The sequence below is a fragment of the Anaerocolumna sp. MB42-C2 genome (genome assembly GCF_030913705.1).
Taxonomy (GTDB): domain Bacteria; phylum Bacillota; class Clostridia; order Lachnospirales; family Lachnospiraceae; genus Anaerocolumna.
Genome location: NZ_CP133190.1, coordinates 4,451,340 through 4,464,722 on the forward strand (window position 1 = coordinate 4,451,340; position 13,383 = coordinate 4,464,722).

Below are 13,383 nucleotides of genomic sequence, written 5' to 3' on the forward strand. Positions count from 1 at the left end.
AGGAATATATTATGAGACGTATATCTTTAAGCAGAAAAATATTTGTGGTATGCAATACAGTATTCCTTGTTACGGTAGCACTACTGTGTCTGCTGCCGCTGGTCAATTTGCTTGCCATCTCCCTTAGCGGTAAGAGTGCGGCAAACAGCGGAATCGTTACTTTCTGGCCAGTAGATTTTACCGTACTGGCCTATGTGAAGACTTTCCACAACAGTAATTTCATCCGTTCCATTGTGATATCTGTTCTTCGGACATTTACCGGTACGTTTCTTAGCATGTTCGTTATAACGACAGCGGGTTATGCTCTTTCAAAGGAGTTCAGAGGCAGGACAGCACTGATGTGGTTCTTTGTATTTACCATGCTTTTTGGAGGCGGTCTGATCCCGTCCTACTTGGTAAATACTTCTCTGGGATTAAAAAATAATTTTCTTGTATACATACTTCCTGGAGCTTTCGGTTGTTATAATCTGATTCTGATTATGAATTTCTTCAAATCAATTCCGAAAGCCCTGGAGGAAGCGGCACTAATTGACGGAGCAAGCTTTTTCACTGTTCTAATAAGGATTTTTCTACCGCTGTCCAAGGCAGGCTTAGCCACCGTTGCTCTTTTTATTATGGTAGGCAATTGGAATGAATGGTTCACGGGAATCCTGTACATGTCGAATACCAAAAACTATCCGCTGGCCTCCTTTCTCCAGGTAATTGTGGTACAGGGCAACCAGCAGGATCTGGCCCTGGATCCTGCTTCGGCAGCGTCCATGTCGGAACGCACCATTAAAGCAGCACAGGTATTTATTGGCGCACTGCCTATACTGATGGTTTATCCGTTTCTGCAGAAGTATTTTGTAAAAGGAATAGTCGTGGGGGCTGTAAAAGAATAACGCACACTAAAAAGTAGAATCAAGTACCTTGTTGTCAAGGTTTCATGATTAATAAGTTTCATAATAAAATTATACCAAATAATAAAATTAATTGAGGAGGAATAGTATGCAAAACAAAAAGGCAATCCTTTCATTCATACTGGCATCCGCACTGCTCTTTGCAGGCTGCAGTCAGAATGGGGGAGACAACAAAGAAACAGCCGCTGTCAAGAATGTGGATGGAAAATACGATCCGACCATCACCATCACCATTGCAAAACAGCTGGATGAGAACACGGGAAGATACGGAGATGGGGAAGATATTAATAAGAATCCCATGATGGAGCTTGCAGAAAAGAAGCTGGGAATTAGGATGGAGACCACACTTCTAGGCGGAGATGCTAACAACTATGATACGAAACTGCGACTGGCACTAACAGGTTCCGAGGAGCTGCCGGATGTATTTCCGGTATACGGTACGCAGATGATTGCCGATATGATCGAATCCGGACATGTGAAAGCCATTGATGATGACATTGAAAAATACATGCCGGAGCGTTTGAAAAAGATCTATGACAAATATCCCCAGTCATTCTATCCGGTGACTAAGGACGGCAAGACTTATGGCATTGCATGTGCACCTGCATTGACAGAGGGGCAGGTTATGATTATCCGTCAGGATTGGCTGGACAAATTGGGACTACAGGCTCCCACTAATATGGATGAATTCGAAGCAGTAATCAAGGCGTTCACTGAGGATGATCCTGATGGAAACGGTAAAAATGACACGTATGGTTTCACTTATACAGGTAACGATATCTACAGCAGTGGATGGGTAGCGGATCCCGTGATATTGTTCTCTGCAAATTCAGGGAAACATATTCCTGGAAGCTGGCAGGAGGATACGGATGGCAATCTGACCTACGGATCTATAGATAAGGGCAACAAAAAGACCCTGGAACGTATGGCCGGGTGGCATGCCAGTAGATGGATCTTCCAGGAAGCAGCAGCAACCGGTGCGTGGGATGCCATGAATCAGTTTACAGAGGGAAAAGCCGGTATCTTTATTGGACGTCCCTGGGCTATTGATTCAGTCAGAGATGTTACGTCCGTAGCACCGGATGCCGTTATTAAAGCGTACCCCAATATTCTTCAGGACAATAAAGAGCCAACCTACCAATCCGCACAGATTAACGACGGCTGGTTGATGTTCAATAAAAATTTTAATTATATGGAAGCATTCTTCAATTACTATGACTGGTTGTACGATGCAGCATTTGGTACCGGCGATTTCCAGTATGGATATCTGGAGGGTTATGATTATGATATTGTGGATGGTAAAGTGTTATTTGACTCAAAATTGTTTGAACCAGCCGTAACCGATCCGTTTATGCCTGGTAAATCAACAGTGCTCAAGAATTCACCGGCTCTTGACACGATGCAGGATTATGCTGATGTAAGCGAAAAAAAAGAGGCGGAGACCAGTGCACAAATCAGGGCGAAAGCTGCTTTTGAGACCACTCCGGATACAGCAGAAGGTTATGTGACTGCTAACGGGCACAGGGATGAACTGCTTCCGAATCTGTTTAACGGTGAACCCACTCCTACCATGAAGAAGAACTGGGAGCAGCTTCAGACAATGGAGAAACAGGTGTACACTAACATCATATATGGCAAAGAGTCTCCGGATGCTTTCGACAAATTTGTCCAGGACTGGAAAGCCCAAGGCGGCGATGAAATCACCAAAGAAGTTAATGAGTGGTATCAGTCTGTGAAATAAAATCTATTTATATAAGGAACTGTTACAAAGGAGTAGCGGTTCCTTATGCTTATATAGTAAACATTTGCTAAATTTGTTATAATGATAACAGATATCAATGGATTTATTGAGAGAAATGGGATGGCATATGAAAAAAATAAAGTCAATCTTTAATATTTTTGCTTTATTTCTGGTTATGATTATCGCAGGTTTTGCCATTTTGTGCGAGTATAGCACATCAAGTTTGAAGGAATCTCTGATGCAGGCGGCGAAGATTCAAATGGAGTATTCCAAGATGCTTCTCGGACAGAAAATCAAAGAGATTGAAATTGAAGCAGACGGAATTCTTAACAGCAATGATCTTAAGACACTGCACCTCACACTCATGGAGAAATATGATGCTTATCGGTATGTAACTGATGTCAATCAGATGAAAGAATATTTAGGGCGGCGCCAAAATAGTAATGTGGGTATGGCACAGTTTATTTTGTACTGGCCAAAACTGCAGCGTATTATCACCACCACATCGTTAAATATGGTAAAAGATACTATGCTTAAGTCGGTGGAAGACAATCAATGGTTTATCTATGATAATGAAGTTTATTTCGCCAGGCAGTACATAACGGATTGGGTTGAAACAGATGATGAACCGTACCTGATCATACGGATGGATAGGGATTATCTGTATAAGGTCAAGACTATGGCATCCGGTATGAATCCGGGAGGAACGATACTCCTTTATTCACAGAAGAAAAGTCTCTTCTCCGGCAGTGAGAAAGAGAAAGAACTGGTCCGGTCCGTGGGTGAAAGGGAAAATGGTGAATTGACTTATGAACTGTCCATCGCCCAGGGCAAATTTCAAATGATACGGTCTGGGATTGTTAAGAATGGTCTGGAGCTGGTTTCTTATTATCCTCTGAAAGCGATGATGCGGCCGGTTGCAAATATTACCCGGATAACAGGAGGTCTTTTGGTGTTACTCCTTTTGATTGGCCTGATATTCATGATTTTGTATTACAGCAATATTCTGCTTCAGCTGAGGATTATCACAGGAAAGTTAAAACAGGTAGAAGGCGGAGATTTTAACGCTCAGATTACAGAAATGCCAAACAATGAATTTACCTATGTCTTCGGTCAGTTTAACCGCATGGTGACCAGAATCCGTCAGCTGATAGAATCCACTCTCATAGAGCAACGCCTCCGAAATCAGGCGGAGTTTCGACAGTTACAGCTCCAAATCCATCCCCACTTTTTGTATAACAGCCTTTCTTATATAGTAACTGTGGCTGACCAGCCGGAAGCAGTTACCGAGATGGCAGTACATCTATCCAATTATTACCGTTATTGTACCAAAAATAAATCAATTGCAACCGTCGGCGAGGAAGTATCCTATGCGAAAGCATATCTGGCGATTACTGCAATACGCAAAGAAATTGAGTACACCATAGAAGCTTCGAAAGAGATCTATGACAGGAAGATTCTTCCCCTGATTCTTCAGCCAATCATTGAGAACGCCATTGAGCACGCCATCGAGGAACGGGAAAATGCAAGTCATATCTATGTGAAAGTTTATGAACCGGGAAGAGATGTTTTACGTTTCGAGATCTCCGATGACGGAGACGGGATGACAGACGAGAAAATCGATGAACTAATAGCGCGGATTAACAGAAAAGAAAGGGCGGAAGATGAGAGTGTGGGTTTATGGAATGTGAACCAGAGGTTGATTAATTACTATGACGGATCTGCCGGCCTTAGATTTGGAAAAAGTATTTGGGGTGGGCTGTTAGTATATTTTACTATTTATACCGGAGGATATGGAGAATGAGGGTATTAATCGTAGATGACGAACCATATATGATTGAATATATCAAAAAGCTGGTGGACTGGAGAAACTATGGCTTTTGCCAGGTACTGACGGCAAAAGGCGGTTCCATGGCCAGAGATCTGCTGCTGGAATACCGACCGGAACTTCTGGTCACAGACATTAAGATGCCCAAACTCTCAGGGCTTGATCTGTCTAGAATCATTAAAGAAAATCACTATCCGACGAAAGTTGTTATTATATCCGGGTACAGCGAGTTTGAATATGCAAAACAGGCTATACGATATGGTGTGTCAGAATATTTAGTCAAACCAGTTTTGAAGAATGATTTTGAGGAATCGTTGGAGCGTGTTTTGGAAAAAAGCTTCGATAGACAGGCTGGTGTAGAGAATAGGGAGGGAGTAACAAACAATCAGGCAGATGTTATCTACTGTATAAAAAAATATATTGGAGTGAATTATGACAAAAATCTGTCGTTGGATGCCCTGGGAGAGCTTGTCCATCTTCATCCTGCATATCTGTCAAAAATTTTTAAAGAGGCCACAGACGTAAATCTATCTAATTACATCATGGAGGTCAGAATGCAGAAAGCAGCACAGCTGCTGGAGCAGACGGAACTTCAGATACGTAAAGTCATGGAGCAGGTGGGGTATCAAAAAAGCCAATATTTCTCGAAACTTTTCAAAGACAAATATGGAGTGACACCAAAAGAATATAGAAGAATAAAGCAGAAATAAAAAGAATTATGCTATTTTAGAGCCAAATAACAGAAAGGAATGCCACATTTTGATTCCTTTCCATATTTTATTAGAGCAGTTTCGTAAGTAAGCTTACGAAATGTTTGGAGGAAAAAATGCAGAAAATTAAAATTCAAAACAAAATTTTTAATAAGGGGATTACATTGCTTGAAAGAGATGGGGACACTGCCAAGCTTCGGATGGCAGCGGAGGGGGCAGGCTTACTCCTTCCTGAACTGATTGATTGTCAGGAAAGATATGTATCCTTTTATATTGAGGCTTGTGAAAATCACAGCGTGGTGCTTGCCCTTCGAGTATATGTAAAGGACAGTGGGAAGGGTCCGGCTTTTGATGTGCAGTTCGGTATTCTTCCGGGAGTACGTACACCAATCTGCATCGACCGGAACTGGATGGACGGTCATGTATTGTTCCCGGAGGCTGGTGTCGGACAGCTTAAGCAGGTCTGCCATGGCAGAAGAGTAGTTCAGGAAGAAATCGAACAGATCGTTCTGGAGACACTTCCTGTCTTCCATGATTTTACGCTGAAGATAACTGATATTGTACTCTCCGAGGAATATCCGTCTTTTAAACCGCTTGCAGGCGGAAAGATGGTAGATGAATTCGGTCAGAACAAGCAGAAAATGTGGAGTTCCAAAGTAAAGGATCTAAGTGAACTAAAGGAAATACTTCAGAAACAGGAAGCTGAGAATCGAACGGAGTATCCTTTTGGCGATTGGTCGGTCTTCGGCGGATGGAAACTTAAAAAGCTGGGTGAGGAGACGGGATATTTTACAAAATACAAAGCAGATGGCAAATGGTTTCTGGCAGATCCATCCGGGTATGCATTTTTCAGCGTGGGTCCGGACTGTGTGGGCCTTAGGGCTGACTGCCGCGTGGACGGCGTGGAGAAATGGCTGGATTGGCTGCCGGACCAAGCTGAGCCCGAATATCGTAAAATGTTTCGAAAGACCAAAGGATGGAGTACTGAAGAAAAGGCCGGGAGAAACGGACTTCTATTTTCCTACAGCCAGGCGAATCTGTATCGGGCCTTGGGTAAGAACTGGTATCCCCTATGGCAGAAGATGATTACAGGGCAGCTCCGCCGTTTCGGCATGAATACCTTGGGCAATTGGAGTGATGAGCGGTTATTTGGGACAACAGAAATGCCGTATGTGATGTCTCTTCCGGAATTTCCTGGCACCAGCCGGATGATCTTTAGAGATTTTCCGGATGTATTTAGTGAAGAATACACAAGAGAAGCCAAAAGATGCGCCGCAGCACTTAAGCCACGAAAAAATGATCCCCTGATGATTGGCTATTTTCTTCGGAATGAACCCAATTGGGCGTTTGTTAATAATCTGGTTCTGGCAGATGAGGTACTCTACAATATTGAGCGGACAGAATGTAAAGAGGAGCTGATTCGTTTCCTGAAAGAAAAATATGGTGAAATCACGGAACTGAATAAAGCTTATCACTCTGTGCTGGAGGATTTTGATGACTTTTACCAGCCCAGGCAGAATGTTTCCCACTGGTCTGAGGAGGCAAGAAAGGATATGAGGGAATTTTCCAGAAGAATGCTGCAGGCTTATGTGGAAATTCCCTGCAGAGAGTGCAGGAAAGTGGACTCCAATCACATGATTCTAGGAATGCGATGGGCCTGGGTGTCTGATCCGGATTTAGTCACGGGATGGGAAAATTTCGATGTATTTTCCATAAACTGTTATTCTGTAGATCCCACTGTTAATATTCAGAATATCGTAGATCTGGGCGTGGATCTGCCGGTAATGATCGGAGAATTTCATTTTGGCGCTTTGGATGCAGGACTTACAGCAACCGGTCTTGAGGGTGTTGCAAGCCAGAGGGACAGAGGAGCTGCTTACCGGTATTATTGCGAACGTGTGGCAGCACATGCCTTTGGGGTGGGATGTCATTATTTTCAATGTTATGATCAATTTGTCCTGGGACGTTTCGATGGAGAAAATTATAATATCGGACTCTTTGATATCTGTTCCCAGCCTTATACAGAGATGGTGAAAAGTGTGCAGGAATGCAGCAGGAGCCTTTACCTGGTTAAAGATGGGCAGCAGAGTCCGACAGAGGAAAAGGCGGTATCGATCCCAATGATTGCCTTTTGAATGAATCGTTTGAAAAATAACTTTCGATAAGTTATATAAAACGTCTGTATTTTCCCGGAGATATGCCTACTACATTAGTAAAGACACGGTTAAAATGATATTCATTTGGAAAACCGGTTAAAGCAGCAATTTCAAAGATTTTCATATTACTGTTAGCTAAAAATTCTTTTGCTTTGTTTATCCGCAAGATTCTAAGGTATTCAAATATGGTCATTCCAATTTGGGTTTTAAACAGTCTGTTCAGATAATCAAAATTCATATGAAGTTGTTCTTCAATATCTTTACCTGTTATTCTGGTTTGGTAAAGATTTTGAAGGAACGACAGAACATGTTCCACCCGGATATCTTTATTAGCAGAGAATTCGGTATTGGAAGCCGCCGAAGTTATATGATCTAAGTAACACTTGGAAAGACAAATTAGTATGTCCAGGATAGTTTTAGAGCAGATCAGTTTATAATATTCGTCCCTAGAAGCAAGAGAGAAAGTCACTTCTTCCATTTTGCTGTGTATTTGGGAAAAAACCGAGTTATCAAGGTGCATGTTCTTGGGTATCAGAGGTTTTAAGGAATCGTATAGTTCATACCCAAAAGGGTCGGACTTATAATAGTTATGTTTATTTTGCTGAAAATAGTTCATTAGTTCATTTCTTGATTCGAGATCGATAGGTTGAAATGTATCCGAAGGCATATGAATAAAATAGTAATCCACAAAGGATGTTTTATATCCCACGTGAAAATGTCCCGGTTCCAATAATAACATATCACCTGCATGCAATTCATATTTAACAGCATCTTCACTGATATATAAAGTTCCATCATTAATCATAAATAACAGATACTCATTAGGAATCCGGGGAAAATGCATCCAGTTTTCAGGAAAAATATTACGATTCATAAAAGACGATTTCGGAAAATTGTCTGTTGTCAGATAAAAGGGCATATAAAAACCTCCTATATAATAGTTTCATTTAAAGCTTATATCGTTCCAGAGTAGTCGTGAAGAATGGCGGGCCTATTCTTATAATAACATTTTTACTACAAATTACAATGGTCGCTAACAGATAAGATTTTGTCGCCAGTATGTATTTACTAATTACCATAACCAGGTAGACTGATAATAGAAATGAATCGTTGCAGGAAAGACATACGGACACAAAACCCGAATTCGTGGACTGTAAAAATAATATAAGATAAAAGGCTATGTTGTGCTAGAGTTAAATTCTAGTTTAGTAAATGTGAAATAAATATGGTGAAAATAGTTTATATTAACAGATACTGTAATAACTCAAAAGTTTACTTAAGAATGGAGAAGACAATGGAAAGAATCAATATTAATGAAAATGGGATTTACATGGTGTTTGAGATTGCGGATGATAAGTGTTTTAAATTATTGCATTTTTCGGCAAAACCGTTTCGGGAAGAGGATATTATAGCGAGGTCTACAGAGTATGGATTCCGTTTTGTAGAGATAAATTTAGCAGGATATGACCGCCCTTATGAGCGTCATGGCAACAAATACATCGTAACTGCTCCGGGTTATCATATGCGCTATGAATCTCATACGGATGAACAAAATGAAACCGAGCGTAAATTAACGTTTACACTGGTGGATGAAATCACAAAAGTTTATGTTTATTCCCATATGCAGTTCTTTAAGAAACTTTCTGTAATCCGCCTGTGGAATGAAGTCAAGAACTGCGGTGAGGATGTTCAGACACTTGACTATATTTCTTCATTTAACTATGAGGGTATTGAGAAAGAAGGAAAGCTTTCCAGAGATGAGAAAATGAGTGTGTGGGTACCTCATAACAGCTGGCAGCGTGAAATGAACTGGAAGAAGTATACGCTTCCGGAGCTTGGTATGGAACTTGTTCAGCCGGCGAAGGAACAGCGTTCTTCTAACCTGATTCAGTTTTCCAATACCGGTAACTGGTCTGCCAAGGAACATTTACCAATGGCTTATTTAGAAAATACTGAGACAAAAACCGGTCTAATCTGGCAGATTGAGCATAATGGTTCCTGGCATTGGGAGATAGGAGACCAAAACGGACACCTGTATCTGGCGGTAAGCGGACCGAATGAAACTTACTCTCATTGGTTTAAGAATCTGAACCCCGGAGATACCTTTACAACAGTTCCGGTTGCAGTCGGTGTAACAGAGCGTGGATTTGAAGATGCAGTAGGTACACTGACGAATTACCGCCGCAGAATCCGCAGACCGAATGCAGATAATGAAAGTTTAAGAATTATTTTTAATGATTATATGAACTGTCTTTGGGGAAAACCTACTGCGGAACAGGAATTCCCTCTGGTAGATGCAGCAGCGGAAGCAGGATGTGAATACTTCTGTATCGATGCCGGCTGGTATGCGGATGGTGACTGGTGGGATGAAGTCGGAGAATGGCAGGAGAGCAGGAAGCGTTTTCCTAACGGGTTGCGTGAAATAACCGATTATATTCGGGCTAAAGGTATGATTCCCGGTGTGTGGCTGGAACTTGAAGTTATGGGAATTAACTGTAATATGGCTAAACAAGTACCGGATGACTGGTTTTTTACAAGACATGGCAAGCGTGTCTATGACAGAAGCCGTTATCAGCTAGATTACCGTAACCCTGAGGTTACGACCTATGCCAATGGAGTGATTGACCGGCTTGTGAAAGAGTACGGTGTCGGATATATAAAAATGGATTACAATATTGAGCCGGGAATCGGAACGGAAAGGAATGCTGACAGTGTTGGAGACGGTATGCTGGGACATGAGAGGGCATATCTAAACTGGCTGGATGGAGTATTTGCAAAATATCCGGAGCTCATTATTGAAAACTGTTCCTCCGGAGGTTTACGCATTGATTATGCTATGCTTTCCCGCTACAGTATCCAGTCAACCAGCGATCAGGACAATTACCGCTGTTACTGTACCATAGCTGCCAATTCGCCAAGCGGTTTAACACCGGAGCAAAGTGCTATCTGGTCTTATCCCCTCACGGAAGGAGATAAGGAGGAAGTAGTTTTTAATATGGTAAATGCAATACTTCTTCGTATCCATCAGAGCGGGCATCTTGCTAATTTAAGTACGGAACGGAAGGAACTGGTTAAGGAAGCACTCGATATTTATAAATCCATACGTCAGAAGTTAAAGACCGGGTTACCGGTATGGCCCCTTGGATTATCGGAGTATTCCGACGAATGGGTTAGTTTTGGACTGCAGTGCGAAGAAACACTTTATCTGGCTGTGTGGAGAAGAGAAGGAAGTAATCATAACTGCACATTACCGATACCGGCTTTTAACAGTAAAGCTGTAGAAGCTAAATGCCTTTATCCGTCCTATTCAAAAGTGCCCTACAGTTGGGATTCTCAGGCAGGTGAGTTTAACGTGACAATGGATGGGGATTATATGGCCAGGTTATTTAAATTAAGTATAAAATAGAGCGTTTATGTTAGACACAAAATAAGAAAGATTTAATCAGTAAGTAGGAGGATTTAGGATGCACTTATATAAAGAAGAAAACAGGTTGATCATTGCGGAGGGCAAAACCCAGGTGTGGATAGAACCCTGGGGTGAAAACTCTTTTCGAGTCCGTATGACGGCAGAAGCAAAAATGGATGAAAACAACTGGGCTTTAACGGAAGAAGTGCCGGAGTGTAAGGCTGAAATTACATTTACAGAAATTGATGTAACGGACCCCTGGTATAAGTCAGAGGAATATGCCAGGTATCATCAGACCGGAACCCAGGCAGCTATTACGAATGGTAAGATTACAGCTAAGGTAAATCACGAGGGATGGATCAGTTTCTATAATCAGAAAGGGGAACTGTTAACGGAAGAATATTGGAGAAACCGTAACCGTATTAACCGCTATTGTGTACCTCTTCGTATTGATGCCAGAGAATTAAAACCGATTCAGGGTAGTTCGGATTATACCTTAACAGCACGTTTTGAGGCTTTTGATGATGAGAAGATTTTTGGTATGGGTCAGTATCAGGAAAAAAATCTGAATAAAAAAGGTGCCTTATTAGAGTTAGCACATCGGAACAGTCAGGCAAGTGTTCCATTTATGGTATCAAACAGAGGTTACGGATTTTTATGGAATAATCCTGCAATCGGAACAGCAGCATTTGGAGCCAATAAGACGGAATGGTATGCAGTGAGTACAAAAAAACTGGATTACTTTATTACGGCAGGAGATACACCGGCCGATATTGAAAGACAATACAGCCAGGCAACGGGACGTTCTCCTATGATGCCTGAATATGGTTTGGGTTACTGGCAGTGTAAACTTCGTTACCGGAACCAGGAGGAAGTACTTAGCGTTGCCAGAGAGCATAAAAGACGCGGTCTTCCCATGGATGCGATTGTTATTGATTTTTTCCACTGGACGAGGCAGGGGGATTTTAAGTTTGAACCCAGAGATTGGCCAGATCCAAAGAATATGGTGAAAGAATTAAAAGAACTGGGGATTGAAACCGTTGTATCCGTATGGCCGACCATTGATGAGCAAAGTGAAAATTATGGTAAGATGGCAGAGCTTGGATACCTGGTAAATGCTGACCGTGGTAATCAGAATCATATGAACTGGATGGGAAATACCGTATTCTATGATGCAACCCATCCGGGGGCTCAGAAATTTGTTTGGGAACGCTGTAAAGAAAACTATTATAAGCTGGGAATCCGTTGCTTTTGGCTGGATGAAGCAGAGCCGGAATACGGCCCTTATGATTTTGATAATTACCGGTATTATGCAGGCACAGCACTCCAATGTACCAATACGTATCCTGTAGGATATGCAAAAGGCTTTTATGAAGGATTAAAAGCAGAAGGAGAAGAAGATATTTTAAGTTTAGTCCGCTGCGCATGGGCCGGCAGCCAGAAATACGGGGTATTAACCTGGTCCGGTGATATTCATTCCTCTTTTCGTGCGATGAGGGAACAGTTACAGGCAGGCCTTAATATGGGGATAGCCGGTATTCCCTGGTGGACCTCGGATATCGGCGGCTTCTTAGGCGGAGATATTAAGGATGTTAAATTTCAGGAGTTATTACTCAGGTGGTTTGCCTGGGGTGCTTTCTGCCCGGTATTCCGTATGCATGGAGAGCGTTCGCCCTGGTATGAGAGAGAGCAGGAATTTATTAATGGCGTCAGGCAGCTGACTTCCGGGCAGGATAATGAAGTATGGAGTTTCGGAGAGGATAATTATGAAATTCTGAAGAAGTTCTTATATATTCGTGAGGCCTTACGGCCCTATATCAGAGAGTGTATGAAAGAAACCAGTGAATCCGGAGCCCCGGTTATGAGGCCGATGTTTTACGATTTTCCGTCAGATAAGAATTGCTGGGAGATAGAAGACCAGTATATGTTCGGACCTGATCTTATTGTAGCTCCTGTTATGGAAGAGGGGGTATCGGTGCGTAAGATTTATCTGCCGGAGGGAGTTAAATGGACGGATGCTAATACCAGGAAAGTTTATGAGGGCGGGCAGAATGTGGTTGTTCCTGCGCCGTTGGACATTATTCCGGTTATGGTCAGGGAAAATAAAAGTTACGAGATTTATAAATAAGCAAGTACAAGATTAATATTCTGAATCTTAAGGGCTGCTGCAATATAAGTAACTATCATTGATACAAGCTAAGTTAATATTTTCAGTAAATATTAACTATATGTCTCAAATGGGTTAAGGTTAGAATTGCAGCAGACCTTTTTATTTCATAGAAGTTCTCCGAGCGCTAAAGTCTGGCAAGCCAGACTCTTTTTTATTCCATAGGAAAGTTCTCCGAACTTCCCTATGTTTTCTCTGGGGTAAATATACTCCCTTTCTGAAAGATACGGATTATTTCTTAATAATTGTATTAATGGAACACTATATGTCTTTGCTATATTTACCAGGGAATCCCCCTCTTTTACCGTATATATCTGTTCCGGGTATACGATTACAATCGTTTGTCCCGGAACTAAATCATATGGATTTATAAGAGCGTTGTTTAGGATCAGTCCGGTAACGGTTACGCCATAATACTTAGCGATTGATTCAATTGTATCAGTTGGTTGAACAACATGTATATTCACAATAACCTC

Annotated in this window: 9 protein-coding genes; 7 read left to right on the plus strand and 2 right to left on the minus strand. The window is 41.8% G+C overall.

Translation table 11 applies throughout. The features are described from left to right. The first annotated feature begins 11 nt into the window (after positions 1-11). The 5 genes from RBU59_RS19825 to RBU59_RS19845 all read left to right on the plus strand — a co-directional run bounded on the left by RBU59_RS19825 (position 12) and on the right by RBU59_RS19845 (position 7,313). Positions 12-881 carry a carbohydrate ABC transporter permease gene (locus RBU59_RS19825; protein WP_308144210.1) on the plus strand — a complete coding sequence of 290 codons (870 nt, stop codon included), beginning with the start codon at positions 12-14 and terminating at the stop codon, positions 879-881. A 106-nt stretch (positions 882-987) separates the two neighbouring features. Then, positions 988-2,640 (plus strand): extracellular solute-binding protein, encoded by a 1,653-nt coding sequence (locus tag RBU59_RS19830; protein WP_308144211.1) that lies wholly within the window; start codon positions 988-990, stop codon positions 2,638-2,640. 127 nt (positions 2,641-2,767) lie between these two features. Beyond that, positions 2,768-4,444 (plus strand): sensor histidine kinase, encoded by a 1,677-nt coding sequence (locus tag RBU59_RS19835; protein WP_308144212.1) that lies wholly within the window; start codon positions 2,768-2,770, stop codon positions 4,442-4,444. Continuing rightward, on the plus strand, positions 4,441-5,178 hold the full coding sequence (locus RBU59_RS19840) for a response regulator transcription factor (RefSeq protein ID WP_308144213.1): 738 nt from the start codon (positions 4,441-4,443) through the stop codon (positions 5,176-5,178). The genes RBU59_RS19835 and RBU59_RS19840 overlap by 4 nt, the downstream gene beginning before the upstream one ends. A gap of 116 nt (positions 5,179-5,294) precedes the next feature. Further along, entirely contained in the window at positions 5,295-7,313 is a 2,019-nt protein-coding gene (locus tag RBU59_RS19845) for a beta-galactosidase (protein ID WP_308144214.1), read from the plus strand. Positions 7,314-7,344: 31 nt separating this feature from the next. Here the strand turns inward: RBU59_RS19845 and RBU59_RS19850 are convergent, their stop codons facing one another. Then, positions 7,345-8,253 (minus strand): helix-turn-helix transcriptional regulator, encoded by a 909-nt coding sequence (locus RBU59_RS19850; RefSeq protein WP_308144215.1) that lies wholly within the window; start codon positions 8,251-8,253, stop codon positions 7,345-7,347. A 375-nt stretch (positions 8,254-8,628) separates the two neighbouring features. Between RBU59_RS19850 and RBU59_RS19855 the strand changes: the two genes are divergently transcribed. Beyond that, complete coding sequence (locus tag RBU59_RS19855; protein ID WP_308144216.1) at positions 8,629-10,740, plus strand: glycoside hydrolase family 36 protein; 2,112 nt, start codon at positions 8,629-8,631, stop codon at positions 10,738-10,740. Between the two features lie 58 nt (positions 10,741-10,798). Beyond that, the gene (locus tag RBU59_RS19860; protein ID WP_308144217.1) at positions 10,799-12,868 is read left to right on the plus strand and encodes a glycoside hydrolase family 31 protein; all 2,070 of its coding nucleotides are present in this window, start codon (positions 10,799-10,801) and stop codon (positions 12,866-12,868) included. Between the two features lie 146 nt (positions 12,869-13,014). Here RBU59_RS19860 and RBU59_RS19865 read toward each other — a convergent pair whose 3' ends face one another. Further along, the gene (locus RBU59_RS19865; RefSeq protein WP_308144218.1) at positions 13,015-13,374 is read right to left on the minus strand and encodes a LysM peptidoglycan-binding domain-containing protein; all 360 of its coding nucleotides are present in this window, start codon (positions 13,372-13,374) and stop codon (positions 13,015-13,017) included. Positions 13,375-13,383: the final 9 nt, after the last annotated feature.

Coding starts and splice junctions, on each gene's coding strand:
- RBU59_RS19825 (WP_308144210.1), top strand. CDS start 12: ATGAGACGTATATCTTTAAGCAGAAAAATATTTGTGGTATGCAATACA.
- RBU59_RS19830 (WP_308144211.1), top strand. CDS start 988: ATGCAAAACAAAAAGGCAATCCTTTCATTCATACTGGCATCCGCACTG.
- RBU59_RS19835 (WP_308144212.1), top strand. CDS start 2,768: ATGAAAAAAATAAAGTCAATCTTTAATATTTTTGCTTTATTTCTGGTT.
- RBU59_RS19840 (WP_308144213.1), top strand. CDS start 4,441: ATGAGGGTATTAATCGTAGATGACGAACCATATATGATTGAATATATC.
- RBU59_RS19845 (WP_308144214.1), top strand. CDS start 5,295: ATGCAGAAAATTAAAATTCAAAACAAAATTTTTAATAAGGGGATTACA.
- RBU59_RS19850 (WP_308144215.1), bottom strand. CDS start 8,253: ATGCCCTTTTATCTGACAACAGACAATTTTCCGAAATCGTCTTTTATG.
- RBU59_RS19855 (WP_308144216.1), top strand. CDS start 8,629: ATGGAAAGAATCAATATTAATGAAAATGGGATTTACATGGTGTTTGAG.
- RBU59_RS19860 (WP_308144217.1), top strand. CDS start 10,799: ATGCACTTATATAAAGAAGAAAACAGGTTGATCATTGCGGAGGGCAAA.